This window comes from Streptomyces sp. NPDC002577 (assembly GCF_053594815.1).
This window is the reverse complement of sequence record NZ_JBSFWK010000014.1, coordinates 85369-99488: the sequence shown is the minus strand read 5'-3', so window position 1 is coordinate 99488 and position 14120 is coordinate 85369. Positions and strand designations below refer to the sequence as shown.

Annotated in this window: 9 protein-coding genes and 1 pseudogene; 3 read left to right on the top strand and 7 right to left on the bottom strand. The window is 70.8% G+C overall.

Going from position 1 to position 14120, the window contains the following annotated elements; genetic code table 11:
• The first annotated feature begins 174 nt into the window (after positions 1–174).
• Together ACWD4J_RS20270 and ACWD4J_RS20265 are read left to right on the top strand one after the other, a co-directional pair.
• Complete coding sequence (locus ACWD4J_RS20270) at positions 175–1017, top strand: phosphatase PAP2 family protein (protein ID WP_451396760.1); 843 nt, start codon at positions 175–177, stop codon at positions 1015–1017.
• Positions 1014–1844 (top strand): annotated as a pseudogene (locus tag ACWD4J_RS20265) (DMT family transporter); the annotation flags it as partial. The gene ACWD4J_RS20270 and the pseudogene ACWD4J_RS20265, both read left to right, overlap by 4 nt.
• A gap of 623 nt (positions 1845–2467) precedes the next feature.
• On the opposite strand, the gene valS reads toward ACWD4J_RS20265, so the two are convergent.
• From valS to ACWD4J_RS20230, 7 genes are all read right to left on the bottom strand, one after another.
• Positions 2468–5044, bottom strand: coding sequence for a valine--tRNA ligase (gene valS, locus ACWD4J_RS20260; RefSeq protein WP_451396759.1), 2577 nt, complete (start codon positions 5042–5044; stop codon positions 2468–2470).
• Positions 5045–5121: 77 nt separating this feature from the next.
• Positions 5122–7179, bottom strand: a complete 2058-nt coding sequence (locus ACWD4J_RS20255) for a phosphocholine-specific phospholipase C (protein WP_451396758.1) — start codon at positions 7177–7179, stop codon at positions 5122–5124.
• Between the two features lie 298 nt (positions 7180–7477).
• Positions 7478–9082 carry a purine-cytosine permease family protein gene (locus ACWD4J_RS20250; protein WP_451396757.1) on the bottom strand — a complete coding sequence of 535 codons (1605 nt, stop codon included), beginning with the start codon at positions 9080–9082 and terminating at the stop codon, positions 7478–7480.
• Between the two features lie 296 nt (positions 9083–9378).
• Positions 9379–9834 carry a MaoC family dehydratase gene (locus ACWD4J_RS20245; protein WP_451396756.1) on the bottom strand — a complete coding sequence of 152 codons (456 nt, stop codon included), beginning with the start codon at positions 9832–9834 and terminating at the stop codon, positions 9379–9381.
• The gene (gene menE / locus ACWD4J_RS20240) at positions 9831–11399 is read right to left on the bottom strand and encodes an o-succinylbenzoate--CoA ligase (RefSeq protein ID WP_451396755.1); all 1569 of its coding nucleotides are present in this window, start codon (positions 11397–11399) and stop codon (positions 9831–9833) included. Before menE ends, ACWD4J_RS20245 begins: the two co-directional genes overlap by 4 nt.
• A 16-nt stretch (positions 11400–11415) precedes the next feature.
• Positions 11416–12333, bottom strand: coding sequence for an amidohydrolase family protein (locus tag ACWD4J_RS20235; RefSeq protein ID WP_451396834.1), 918 nt, complete (start codon positions 12331–12333; stop codon positions 11416–11418).
• A gap of 106 nt (positions 12334–12439) precedes the next feature.
• Positions 12440–13357: an SDR family NAD(P)-dependent oxidoreductase gene (locus tag ACWD4J_RS20230; RefSeq protein WP_451396754.1), complete on the bottom strand. Its 918-nt coding sequence runs from the start codon at positions 13355–13357 to the stop codon at positions 12440–12442.
• A gap of 334 nt (positions 13358–13691) precedes the next feature.
• Between ACWD4J_RS20230 and ACWD4J_RS20225 the strand changes: the two genes are divergently transcribed.
• The gene (locus tag ACWD4J_RS20225; protein ID WP_451396833.1) at positions 13692–14117 is read left to right on the top strand and encodes a MarR family winged helix-turn-helix transcriptional regulator; all 426 of its coding nucleotides are present in this window, start codon (positions 13692–13694) and stop codon (positions 14115–14117) included.
• Positions 14118–14120: the final 3 nt, after the last annotated feature.

Below are 14120 nucleotides of genomic sequence, written 5' to 3'. Positions count from 1 at the left end.
GCTCTTCTCCTCGGGGGTGGTCTTCCTCACCTTACCGATACGCCAGTGTACCGATACGCGACCGTATCGGTACACTCCCGTATCGATGAGCACCGAGCCGTCCCTCCGAAAGAGGGCAGCGCCCTGCTCACGGCGTAACAGAGGGACCAGTCGCCAGTAAGCAAAGGGGCCGGCATGCCATCCCAGACCGAGCCTGCGGAAGCAGAACCAGAGCCGGACCGAAAGCCGCAGGCGAGCACGGACCGGCCCCCGCTGGTCCGCGAACTGCTGCTCGTCGCCGGTCTCTTCCTCGTCTACAAGTTCGGCAGGCAGCTGGCGAACGGCCACACCGGTGAGGCCTACGACAACGCCCACCGAATATGGAGCCTCGAACGGACTCTGCATCTGCCGGGCGAGGGCTCCATACAGCAGCCGCTCCTGAACAGCGAGACACTCGTCCACCTCGCCAACACCTACTACGCGACCGTGCACTTCCCGGCGACCGCGCTCTTCCTGGTCTGGATGTATCTGAGGCGGCCGCGGCACTACGTGTGGAGCCGCCGGGTACTGGCCACGATCACGGCCGCCGCGCTCGTCCTGCATCTGACGTTCCCGCTCGCCCCGCCGCGCATGCTCGACACCGCGCACCTCGTGGACACCGCGCAGGTGTACGGGCCCTCGGTCTACGGCGCGACGCCGGAGACCGACACCATGGCGAACCAGTTCGCCGCGATGCCGTCCCTGCACGTCGGCTGGGCCCTGATGGTCGCCGTCGGTCTGATCGCCGCGACCCGGTCGCGGTGGCGGTGGCTGTGGCTGCTCCATCCGCTGCTCACCCTGCTCGTGGTCGTCGGTACGGCCAACCACTACTGGCTCGACGCGATCGCGGCCACGGTTCTGCTGGGCGCGGCTCTGGCCGTCGTACCCGTGCCTCATGCGAGGGACCTGCTCAGGCCGCGCGGCTCGCTGGTGGTGGCGCATGGCGGGGCCGCCCCTGCCGGCGCCGCCTCCGTCCTCCATGAGGGGGCCGGCCGATGAGCGCAACACTCGTCGCCCTGGTGCTGTCGCTGCTCTCCGCGGTCGCCTACGCCGTCGCCGCCGTGGCACAGGAACGCCTTGCCGCTCGGACCCGGGAATCGGACACCGGCACGCTGCGGCTGCTCGGCAGCGGTGCGTGGTGGGGGTCGGTGGCGCTCAACGCTTCCGCTGCGCTGCTGCACGTCGTGGCCCTGAAGTACGGGTCGCTGACGCTCGTACAGCCGTTGGGAGCGCTCACCTTGGTCGCCGCCGTGCCGCTGGGCGCACGGCTCGCCGGGCGGCGCGTCAGCCGTGTCGAGTGGCGCGGCACGGGGCTCACCCTCCTCGGCTTGGGTGCCCTTCTGCTCACCACGTCGGGACCGGCCCCCGACGACACGCTCTCGTCGGGCGAGGCGGTGAGCGTCGCGGCCGTGACCATGCTGCTGATCGCCGTGCTCTCGCGGCCCGGCACCCGTCCCGGGCTGCGGCACGCGTCCGCGTCCGGTGTCGCGTCGGGCGTCGCGTCGGCTCTCACGCAGACCGTGACCGTGGCGGTCACGGACCACTCGGGTCCCCTGCTCGACGTCCGGGTGATCGTCGTGGCGCTGCTGGTCGCGGCCTTCGCGGTGGGCGGACTCCTCCTGTCGCAGACCGCCTACCGCGGCGGCCTCGGCGCGCCCCTCGCCGTCGTCACCCTGGCCAATCCGATCGCCGCCGCCGTCATCGGCCTCTCCCTCCTCGGAGAGCGCTTCCAGGGCGGCCTCGACGGCGTGCTCCTCGCCCTTGCGGGAGGGGCGACGGCCGCATGGGGCGTGGTGATCCTTGCCCGGCACGCCGGGGCGCTGCCGCCGGTGGCATCGGCCGCGGAGCCGACGGCCGGTGGCCATGCCGACACGGCCGCCGGTGCGGCGGTCGGCGGTGACGCTGACACGGCCGCCGGCGCGGCGGGGGGCTACGGCTCGGACGAGGACCATGCGTCGGCGGGCGGCCGCGCCACGGTCGGGGCCTGCGCTTCAGCCGGCGGCCGCGCCTCGGCTGCGGCCTACGCCTCGGCCGGCGACCAGGACCACGTACGGGGCGGGCACCTCGCCTCGGCCGGCGACCGCACCGTAGCCGGCGGCCAAGTCCTGGACACGGACCCCGCCTCAGCCAGGGCCCACGCCCTGGGCAGCGACCCCGCCGCCGAGCACCCGGACAGGCACCTCCGCCTCGGCCGATGGCCGCGTCTCAGCCGGAGCTCGCGCCCTGGACAGAGACGCCGCCGACCAGCACCACGCTCCGGGCAGGCACGCCTCGGCCGGTGAGCGCACCTCGACCAGAGCCCACGCCCTGAACCCAGGCCGCGCGGGGCCCATCGTGTGGGCCCCGCGTCCGCCGGCGACCAGGTCATCGCCCCTGGGCCACCGCCCCGGTCACCACACCCCTGGGCCGCCGCGTGACCGGAGCTCCCGCAGGACGCGGCCGTCGCGGGCTAAAGGATCACCCGGACCGCAAGCGGTCCGCTCCCCTCCCGTAGCTCCACGGCCCCGACGCGCCCGGCCGCGCGCACGTCCCCGGCGACGCTCGCGAAGCGGTCGAGGTCGGAGCGGGACCCCGTCACCACCGCCTTGGTCACCTCCGTACGCATCGACACCTGCGCCTCCGACTTGGCCTTGCGGATCGAGGCGATGACGTCCGAGGCCGTGCCGAGCAGCGCCTCGTCCTCGTCCCCGGCGAGTGCACGCAGCCGGTCCGCGTCCGGCCAGGCGGCGCGGTGCAGAGAACCGTCGGCCCACCACGACCACACCTCCTCCGTCACGAAGGGGAGGACGGGAGCGAACAGGCGCAGGAAGGTGTCCAGGGCCGTACGCAGCGCTGCGCGTGCCGACCCCGTACCGGCGGCGGCGCCCTGGTCGCCGTAGGCGCGGGCCTTGACAAGCTCGACGTAGTCGTCGCAGAACCGCCAGAAGTACTGCTCCGTGCGCTCCAGGGCGCGCGCGTAGTCGAACTCCTCGAAGGCCGCGGTGGCGTCCTCGACCGCCCCTGCGAGGCCGGCGAGCATGGCGCGGTCGAGCGGCTCGGTGACCGCGGTGTCCGGTTCAGCGACCGTGGCATCCCGCTCCGCGTCGCCGAAGCCCAGCACGAACCGGCCCACGTTCAGGATCTTCGTCGCGAGCCGCCGGCCGATCTTCATCTGGCCGGTGTCGAAGGCCGTGTCCGTGCCGGGCCGGGCGCTCGCGGCCCAGTAGCGGACCGCGTCGGAGCCGTACTGGGCGAGCAGGTCGACCGGGGTGACCACGTGGCCCCTGGATTTCGACATCTTCTTGCGGTCGGGGTCCAGGATCCAGCCGGAGATCGTGGCGTGCCGCCACGGCAGCGTCCCGTGTTCGGCGTGGGCGCGCACGATCGTGGAGAACAGCCAGGTCCGGATGATCTCGTGGGCCTGCGGCCGGACGTCCATCGGGAAGACCCGGCCGAACAGGTCCGGGTCGGCCATCCATCTGCCGGCGATCTGCGGGGTGAGCGACGAGGTCGCCCAGGTGTCCATGACGTCCGGGTCGCCGATGAACCCGCCCGGCGCGCCGCGCTGCTCCTCGCCGTACCCCGCGGGCGCCTCGGCGCTCGGGTCGACCGGGAGGTCCGCCGCGTCCGGGACGATCGGCCGGTCGTGATCGGGCTGTCCGTCCGCGTCGAGCGGGTACCAGACGGGAATCGGCACGCCGAAGAACCGCTGGCGGCTGATCAGCCAGTCGCCGTTGAGGCCGCTGACCCAGTTCTCGTAGCGGGTGCGCATGTGCGGCGGGTGCCACTCCAGCTCGGCGCCCCGCCGCAGCAGCTGCTCGCGCAGCCCGTCGTCGCGTCCGCCGTTGCGCACGTACCACTGACGGGTCGTGACGATCTCCAGCGGTTTGTCGCCCTTCTCGAAGAACTTGACGGCGTGGGTGACCGGCCGCGGTTCGCCCTCCATCTCCCCGCTGTCCCGCAGCATGGCGACGATGCGCTCACGTGCGGTGTGCGCGGTGGCCCCGGCCAGCCGCGCATACGCCTCGCGTGCCGTGGGCGATTCGACACCGGCGGGCGGCTCGGCGGCGAACCGGCCGTCCCAGCCGATCACCGGCCGCGTGGCGAGCCGCAGTTCGCGCCACCACGTCACATCGGTGGTGTCGCCGAACGTGCAGACCATGGCGATCCCGGAACCCTTGTCCGGCGCCGCCAGACGGTGCGCGTGGACCGGCACCTCGACACCGAAGAGAGGCGTACGGACCGTCGTGCCGAACAGGCCCTTGTACCGCTCGTCGTCGGGGTGGGCGACCAGTGCGACGCACGCGGGCAGCAGTTCGGGCCGCGTCGTCTCGATCATGATCCGTTCGCCGTCCGCCGCGCGGAAGGCGAGGCGGTGGTACGCGGCCGGCCGCTCCCGGTCCTCGAGTTCGGCCTGGGCGACCGCGGTACGGAACGTGACGTCCCACAGTGTGGGCGCCTCGGCCAGATACGCCTCGCCGCGCTCGAGGTTGCGCAGGAACGCGAGCTGCGAGGTCGCGCGTGCCTCGGCGTCGATCGTCCGGTACGGCCGCGACCAGTCGACCGAAAGACCGAGCCTCCGCCACATCTGCTCGTACGCCTTCTCGTCCTCGGCGGTGAGCCGGTCGCACAGCTCGACGAAGGTGCGACGGGAGACGGGGATCTGCTGCTTCCCCGGCTTCTCCGGCGGAGTGAAGTCCCGCTCGTACGGCAGCGACGGGTCGCAGCGGACGCCGTAGTGGTTCTGGACTCGGCGCTCGCTGGGCAGGCCGTTGTCGTCCCAGCCCATCGGATAGAAGACTTCCCTGCCGCGCATGCGCTGGAAGCGGGCGACCGTGTCGGTGTGCGTGTAGGAGAAGACGTGCCCGATGTGCAGCGAACCGCTTGCGGTGAGCGGCGGGGTGTCGATGGAGAAGACCTCGTCACGCGTCTTCGAGCGGTCGAATACGAATACGCCCAGCTCGTCCCATCGCCCGGACCATTTCTCTTCCAGCCCGTCGAGGACGGGCCTTTCGGGGGCGCCTTGACGGCGATGGGTGAAGGTCATACCCCGACATGCTAGCCACGCGCCTGCCCGCGCGATCACTCATTTTTCGCGCGGGCGGACGACCGAGCGTGGGCGGGTCAGTGGGTGATGATCGCCGGGTCGCTCACGCCCGGCTCACCCGTCTCGACGTGCCCGGCGAAGCGGCGGACGAAGGCCGGGTCCGCGTCGGACACGACGGTCAGGTCGTACCAGCGCCGGCTCGCCCGCAGATCGACCGTGTACGTCACGGTGGCGCCGGCCCGCACCTTGAACGTCTCGGGACGACCGCCGTAGGCGTTGGTGAGCGTCAGGGTGACGGCGGTCGTGCCGGCGTTCTCGAAGGTGAGCTTCACGTTGCCGGACTCGGCGTCGTGGCGCGCTGTCACCTCGGGCCCCGCCGTCTTCACGGAGCCCTTGAAGGTGCGCAGGAAGCCGTTCGGGCCGGACACGGACAGGTCGTAGGCGCCCTTCGACGAGGCGGTGTCGAAGGTGTCCGTGACGGTCTTGCCCGCCTCGGCCGTGTACATCCACGGGCCGTAGGTGCTCGTCCCGGACGTGACGTGGAAGGCCGCACCGGCGCGGCGTCCGCCGCTGAACGTGAGCGTGAACGTGCCTGCGTCGGAGGCCGCCTTGCCGTCGGTGAACGGTGCGTACCGCAGCGGGCGGGCAGGGCGCAGGCCGCGCTCCTGCTTGGGCAGTACGGGGTTCGCGGGCGGCTGCGGTACGTAGTCGGGGTGCCGGTCGTGGTCCTGCGGCTGGTAGCCGTCGGTGTCCGGGAGCGCGACGGTCCGGGTGTCCTTGCGGTCGAAGTCGAAGGCCGAGGTGAGGTCTCCGCAGACGGTCCGGCGCCAGGGCGAGATGTTGGGCTCGTGCACGCCGAAGCGGCGCTCCATGAAGCGGATGATCGAGGTGTGGTCGAGGGTCTCGGAGCAGACGAAGCCGCCCTTGCTCCAGGGGGAGACGACGAGCATCGGGACGCGCTGGCCGAGGCCGTAGGGGCCGGCCACATAGCCGTTGCCGCCCTTGTAGAGCTCGAGGCCGACGTCCACGGTGGACTTGCCCTGATCGTCCGACGGCGGCGGGCAGGGCGGCACGAGGTGGTCGAAGAACCCGTCGTTCTCGTCGTAGGTGATGAACAGCGCCGTCTTGCTCCACACCTCGGGGTTGGAGGTGAGCGCGTCCAGGACCTGGGAGATGTACCAGGCGCCGTAGTTTGCGGGCCAGTTGGGGTGCTCCGAGAAGGCCTCCGGAGCGGCGATCCAGGAGATCTGCGGCAGCTTGCCCGCCTTGACGTCGGCCCTGAGCTGGTCGAAGAAGCCCTCGCCCTTGCGCGCGTCGGTGCCGGTGCGGGCCTTCTCGTAGAGCGGGTCGCCGGGGGCGGCGTTGCGGTAGTTGTCGAAGTACAGCAGCGAGTTGTCGCCGTAGTTGCCCCGGTAGGCGTCCGGGATCCAGCCCCAGTAGTTCGCGGCGTCGAGGCCGTCGCCGACGTCCTGGTAGACCTTCCAGGAGATCCCGGCCTTCTCCAGCCGCTCGGGGTACGTCGTCCAGCCGTAGCCGAGCTCGTCGTTGGCGAGGACGGGACCGCCGCCGACGCCGTCGTTGCCGGTGTAACCCGTCCACATGTAGTAGCGGTTCGGGTCGGTGTTGCCGATGAACGAGCAGTGGTAGGCGTCGCAGACGGTGAAGGCGTCGGCGAGCGCATAGTGGAACGGGATGTCCTCACGCGTCAGGTACGCCATCGTGGTGGCCGTCTTGGCGGGGACCCACTGGTCGTACTTGCCGTCGTTCCAGGCCTTGTGGCCGCCCGCCCAGTCGTGGTTGAGGTCCTCGATGAACGCCATGCCGGCGTCGTCGACGTCCGGCCGGAACGGCAGCACGTCCTTCTTGCCGTCCGACTGGTACCACACCGACTTGCCGCTGGGCAGCGTCACCGGGCGCGGGTCGCCGAAGCCGCGTACGCCTCTCATGGAACCGAAGTAGTGGTCGAAGGACCGGTTCTCCTGCATCAGCACGACGATGTGCTCGACATCGTCGATCGTGCCGGAACGCCGCTGCGCGGGGATCTCCGCGGCCTTGGCGATGCTGTTCGACAGAGCGGTGAAGGCCGCGGTCCCGCCGGCCAGTTGGATGAAGCGGCGCCGATCGAGGTGAGACATGGCTGGTGACCCCTTGTCCGGGACGTGCGCGTGAGGGAACGCAAGGGAAGGAAGCGATCCAAGAGCAGCGAACGTCGGGGACAACCTCGTGGCGCCAGTGTGACGGACGGACGTACGGGACGCGAACGGCCCGGCGGCGCTTGGTTCACCGGGCCATTTGTAGTGGATATCTTCAGCCCGTCCGGCGTTTGAGGACGAGCCGATTTCCAGCCCGTCCGGCGTTTGAGGACGAGCCCGAAGGGCGATCCGGGGGTCTGGGGGCGGAGCCCCCAGGTCCAGCGAGGTCCGGGGCGGAGCCTCAGTTCCGGACGCCGGCGCCGACTGCCGGGCCGGCGTCAGTGATCGGCGGCACAGGCTTGTCGACGGTCCGGACAAGCCGCGCGCCGTCCGGCCCGTACGCACCGCGCGGCTCCGGGAACGCCGCCAGCAGCCCGAGGTACAGCACGGCCGCGACGGCCAGCGACAGCGGCAGGCTGATGTCGACACCGCCCGCGAGGTCGCCGAACGGGCCGACGAACTGGCCGGGGATGTCGGTGAACAGGATGCCGGTCAGCGCGGCGACCCACCACGCGGTCATGCCGCGCCAGTTCCAGCCGTGGGCGAACCAGTAGCGGCCACCGCGCTGACGGCGGTTGAAGACCTGGAGCGCGTCGGGGTCGTACCAGCCGCGGCGGACGAAGAAGCCGAGCATCATCACGACCATCCACGGCGTGGTGCAGGTGATGATCATCGTGGCGAAGGTCGAGATCGACTGGACGATGTCGAGCGCGAAACGGCCGACGAAGATGAAGGCGATGGCGAGGGTGCCGACCAGGACCGTCGCCTGCACCCGGGACAGCCGGGTGAAGACGCTGGAGAAGTCGAGGCCGGTGCCGTAGAGCGCGGTGGTGCCCGTGGACATGCCGCCGATCAGGGCGAGCAGGCAGATGGGCAGGAAGTACCAGCCGGGCGAGATGGCGAGCAGTCCGCCGACGAAATCGGGTGCGTCCGGGTCGACGTAGTCGGGGGCCTTGGCGGCGATGATGCTGGCGGTGGCGAGACCGAAGCAGAACGGCAGCAGCGTGGCGATCTGCGAGAGGAACGCGGCTCCCATGACGCGGCGGCGCGGCGTGGCGGCGGGGATGTACCGGGACCAGTCGCCGAGGAACGCGCCGAAGGAGACCGGGTTGGACAGCACGATCAGCGTGGCGCCGATGAAGGACGGCCAGAACAGGGCCTTCGTCTCCGCGTCGGCGCCCGCGCCGAAGATGCCGGCGTACGACGGGTCGAAGTCACCGGCGAAGGCGAAGATGCCGACCAGGAACAGCACGGTCGCGGCCAGGACGGCGACCTTGTTGACCAGCAGCATGAAGCGGAAGCCGAAGATGCACACGATGAGCACGAGCACGGCGAACAGCGCGTAGGCGATCGCGTACGACAGGTTCGAGCGCTCCAGCCCGAACACCCGGTGAGCGCCGCCCACCAGCGCGTCACCGGAACTCCACACCGAGATGGAGAAGAACGCGACGGCGGTGAGGAGGGAGAGGAACGAGCCGACGACCCGGCCGTGGACGCCGAGATGGGCGGAGGAGGAGACAGCGTTGTTGGTGCCGTTGACCGGCCCGAAGACGGCCATCGGGCAGAGGATCAGCGCGCCGACGGCGACGCCGACGAGGACGGCCATGAGGCCTTGCTTGAAGGAGAGCCCGAAGAGGACCGGGAAGGCGCCGAGGACGCAGGTGGCGAAGGTGTTGGCGCCACCGAACGCCAGCCGGAAGAGATCGAGGGGTGAGGCGGTGCGGTCCTCGTCGGGAATGCGCTCCACGCCGTGGGTCTCGACCTCCGTGACGGAGGGTGCCGCTGCCGGGGGCGGCGGCGCGAAGGGGGACTGTGACGGCGCCACGGAGTGCGGCTGCTCGGCCATCGGGACTCCTGCAAGGGGCTTGGCGGTGCGAATCGGGGCGGCCGAATCAGGGGTGCGATCCGGGGTGCGCTTCCGTGCACGATGCACGGGGTTCGCGCACGTTACGGCTGCTCCGATGGCCGCCACTAGTGGCCGAACCATCCATCCGCTGGGAGCACAGTGGATACTTCATCCAGGCAAATGCCCGTTTTCATGGTAAACGCCCGCCCCGTCGGCGGTGCACCGGCGGGACGGGCGTCGATCGGTCATCCACGGCTCAGGGGCGGAGCCGACGACTCCGGCGCCGGGCCCGTGACTCAGGCGTAGAACCTGGACACGCTCTGCAGCACGCACGCGGGCTTCGTACCGCCCTCGATCTCGATGGTGCCGTCGACGGTGATCTGCACACCGCCCGGGATCTCGTCGACCTCGGCGAGCCGCGCAACCAGGCGGATGCGCGAGCCGGCGGGCACGGGCGAGGGGAAGCGGACCTTGTTCAGTCCATAGTTGACCTTGGTGGTGACGCCTTCGACCTCGAGCAGCTCGGTGAAGAGCGGGATGAAGAGCGACAGCGTCAGATAGCCGTGGGCGATCGGGGCGCCGAAGGGGCCTTCCTTGGCACGCTCGGGGTCGGTGTGGATCCACTGGTGGTCGCCGGTCGCGTCGGCGAAGCCGTTGATGCGCTCCTGCGAGACCGTGATCCACTCGCTGGTGCCGAGGTCGCCGCCCGCGAGCTTCTTCAGTTCGTCCAGGCCGCTGACGGTGATGCTCATGAAGGGTTCCTTTCGGTGGTGCCGGACTGCGGGGTGCCGGACTGCGGGTCCGCCCCGAAGCGGGCGCGGACGCGGGCTTTGAGGAGCTTCCCCGAGGCGGTGCGCGGCAGGGTCTCGGCCACCACGACGGACTTGGGGATCTTGTACTTGGCGAGGCGGCCGCCGAGGAACGCGATCACCTCGTCGGGGTCGAGCCGGGCGCCCTCCTCGGCCACGACCACGGCCCTGGGCACCTCGCCCCACTTCTCGTCGGGTACGCCGATGACGGCGCACTCCACGATGGCGGGGTGGGTGAGCAGCACGTCCTCGACCTCGGCCGGGTAGACGTTCTCGCCGCCGGAGATGATCATGTCTTTGAGGCGGTCGACGATGGTGACGAAGCCGTCCTCGTCGACCCGGGCGATGTCGCCGCTGCGGAACCAGCCGTCGACGAAGGCCGCCGCCGTCTCCTCCGGCAGGCCCCAGTAGCCGGGCATCACATTGGGTCCGCGCACCAGGATCTCGCCGGGCTCGCCGACTGCGACAGGTGACAGGTCGGGCCCGGTGACCCGCACGTCGGTGAAGAAGGGCGGGACACCGGCCGAGCCCGCCTTGCTGACCGCGTGCTCGGCGGCGAGGAAGAGCGTGCCGGGCGCGGCCTCCGTCATGCCGTAGCCCTGCTGGAAGTTCAGGCCGCGGCTCTGGTACGTCGCGATGAGCGGGGTGGGGACGGGGGCGCCGCCGCAGGTGAGCTGCCGCACCGAGGACAGGTCGGCGCCGGCCCAGCGGGGCTGGCGGGCGATCTGGTCGAACATCGCGGGCACCCCGAACATGAAGGTCACGCGGTGTTGTTCGATCAGATCGAGGGTGCCGGCCGGGTCGAACGCGCCGACCAGGACGCAGGTGCCGCCCTTGAGCAGCACGGGCAGCGTGATCATGTTCAGGCCGGCCGTGTGGAACAGGGGCGCGGAGACGAGCGCGACCTCGTCGGCGGCGATGTCCTGGTCGATGAGGACGTTGATCGCGTTCCAGGTGAGGTTGCCGTGGGTGAGCATCGCTCCCTTGGCGCGGCCCGTGGTCCCCGAGGTGTACATGATCATGCAGATGTCGTCGTGGCCGACGGGCTCGTCGATCGGGTCGCCTGGAGCCGCGGCCAGCACCTGCTCGTAGGGGTCGCCGAGCTCGATGCGGTGCTTGACGGCCGGAGCCGCCCCCTCCTCTCCGCCCCCGGCGCCGTTGTCAGTGGGGTCGTACAGACTTGGGTCGTGGATGAGGGTGCGTGCTCCCGAGTCGGCCAGTTGGTAGCCGATCTCGGGTGCGGCGAGGCGGGTGTTGAGCGGGACGAACACGGCGCCGAGGAGACCGGTGGCGAAGAGGGTCTCCAGGAAGGAGGGGTGGTTGGGGCCGAGATAGGCGACGCGGTCGCCGCGCCGGACGCCGGCCGCGCGCAGGGCGTGGGCGAGCCGGTTGGTGCGCTGGTGCAGGTCGGCGTAGCTGAAGGTCTGCTGCTGGTGGATCAGGGCGGTGCGATGGGGGGTCTTGCGGGCGCGGCGCCCGGGCCACGACCCGATTCCCTCGTTGCGCATGGGGTGGTGCCCCCTTTCACGTACCTGTGATGCCTGACGTACCTGATGGCCCGGACGTGTCCGTCGCGGTGAGCCCGAGGAGGCGGGCGGCGTTGTCCTTGAGGATCTTCGGGCGCACTTCGTCCTTGATCGGCAGCTTGTCGAAGTCGGCGAGCCAGCGGTCGGGGGTCAGGACGGGGTAGTCGGAGCCGAAGAGGACCTTGTCCTTCAGCAGGGTGTTGGCGTACTGGACGAGCTGCGGCGGGAAGTACTTCGGCGACCAGCCGGACAGATCGATGTGGACGCCCGGCTTGTGCGTGGCCACGGCGAGGGCCTCGTCCTGCCAGGGGAAGGAGGGATGAGCGAGGATGATCTTCAGATGGGGGAAGTCGGCGGCGACGTCGTCGACGTGCAGGGGGTTGGAGTACTTCAGGCGGATACCGCCGCCGCCGGGGACGCCTGCGCCGATACCGGTCTGGCCGGTGTGGAACAGCGCGATGGTCCCGGTCTCCTCGATGACCTCGTACAGGCCGTAGGCGATCTCCCGGTCGTTGGGGAAGAAGCCCTGGATGCTGGGGTGGAACTTGAAGCCCTTCACCCCGTACTCCTCGACGAGCCTGCGGGCCTGCCTGATGCCGGCCTTGCCGCGGAACGGGTCGATCGAGGCGAAGGGGATCAGCACGTCGGGGTTGGCGGCCGCGGCCTGAGCGACCTCCTCGTTGGGCACCGGCTCGGTGCCGGTGGCGTGCTCGGCGTCGACGGTGAAGATGACGGCGGCCATCTTCCGCTCGCGGTAGTACGCGGCGGTCTCCTCCAGGGTCGGCTTCCGCTTGCCCTCGACCTTGAAGTATGCGCTCGAGGCGTCGTGCAGCTCGTCGTCCAGCGAGGCCTTGCCCTTGGAGGAGACCTCGGCGTGGGTGTGGACGTCGATCGCGACGAGCTCGTCGACGTTCATGGCGGTCACGGCACTCATGCGCGTCCCTCGCGGCGGTGAGGATGTGCGGCGGTCCTGGCGTTCGGGGTGGTCCTGGCGTTGGGGGCGGTGGCGGCTCTCATGTCCCTTACGCCTCCGGGATCTTCGGCGCCGGGATGCCGACGGTCTGCGGCTCGCTGCCGACCGAGGTGTGCCAGACGTCGGCGATCGTCTCGGGGGTCCAGCCGCCGTCGGCGTAGGCGACGGAGGTCTCCTGCGGGTGCGACCACAGGGCGAGCTTGTCGCCGCCGATGCCGATGCACTGGCCGGTCACGTCCGCGGCGGCCGCCGAGGCGAGGAACGGGATGAGGGCGGCGCAGTCCTCGGCCGTGCCGAAGCCCTCGCCCTTGCGCAGGAAGTCCGGGAGCGCCTCGCCGCCCCGCATGGCCTCGACGTAGGGGGCGAAGACCGGGATGGTCTCGGTCATCGCGGTGGCCGCCACCGGGACGATCGCGTTGACCGTGATGCCGGCGCGGGCGAGCTCCATGGACCAGGTGCGGGTCATGGCGGCGATCCCTGCCTTGGCGGCCGCGTAGTTGGTCTGCCCGAAGTTGCCGCGCTGTCCGGCGGGCGAGCCGACCAGGATCAGTCTGCCGCCCTCGCCCTGCTCGCGCATACGCACGGCGGCGGCGCGGGCGCAGGTGAAGGTGCCCTTCAGATGGACGCCGATGACCGTGTCGAAGTCGTCGTCGGTCATCTTCCACAGCACCTTGTCGCGCAGCACGCCGGCGTTGGTGACCAGGATGTCCAGCCGGCCGAACTCGGCGACGGCGCGGGCGACCAGCCGGTCGGCGGCCTCGGTCGTGCCCACCGCGACGGTCTCGGCCACGGCCCGGCCGCCGGCCTCCTCGATGGACTTGACGGCCTGCTCGGCGACGGCCTCGTCGACGTCGTTGACGACGACGGAGGCGCCGGCGGCGGCGAGGGCTTGTGCGTAGGCGAGGCCGAGACCGCGGCCGCTGCCGGTGACCACGGCGACTTTGCCGGTGAGATCGATGGAGGACACGAAGGTCAGTCCCTTCATCAGGGGCGGGAGTGCTCGATTGCGCGGAGGAAAGAGCGGCGGCGGACGAGAAGCTCCGCCGCCGAGATCGAAGCTAAGGACAATAATTGTCGACGTCAATAGTTGTTGCCGTTGCGGATGTGCGAGATGCTGGGTCCGCACCGACCGCACACCGCCCCGCCCGGGGCCCTTGACCAGGGAGTCCGCCATCTCCGGGAAGCGCCTCGCCGCCAGCTCCTCGCCCGCCACGACCAGGGCCGCCCGTTCCTCCTCGGTCGCGGAAGCGTCCACCACCACGGCCCGCGGTAAGGGGCCCATAGACGCCCAGGAGCCATGGATGCGCGGTCTGCACGCGGACACCGGCTATCTCCTCTACCGGCTGGGCCTGCGCTCCGGGCAGCTCTTCAACGGCTTCCTCCAGGAGTCGGGCCTGCGCCTGCGCCACTACGCGCTGCTGCGTCTCCTGGCCACCACTGACGGTGCACTCCAGCGGGAACTCAGCGCCCGGCTCGGCTACGACCCGAGCGCGATCGTCGGCCTCGTCGACGACCTCGAGCGCGCCGGGTTCGCGGAGCGCCGCCCCTCCCCCGACGACCGCCGCAGCCGCATCGTCGTCCTCACCGACGACGGCCGGGCGTTTTTGCGGGACACCGACGAGGCCGGCCTGCGCGTCACGAACGACCTCGTCCAGCCGCTCGACCCGGCCGAGCGGGAGACGCTGCATGCCCTTCTGCTGCGCATAGCGGAACCGGGCCTCGCCTGAGCA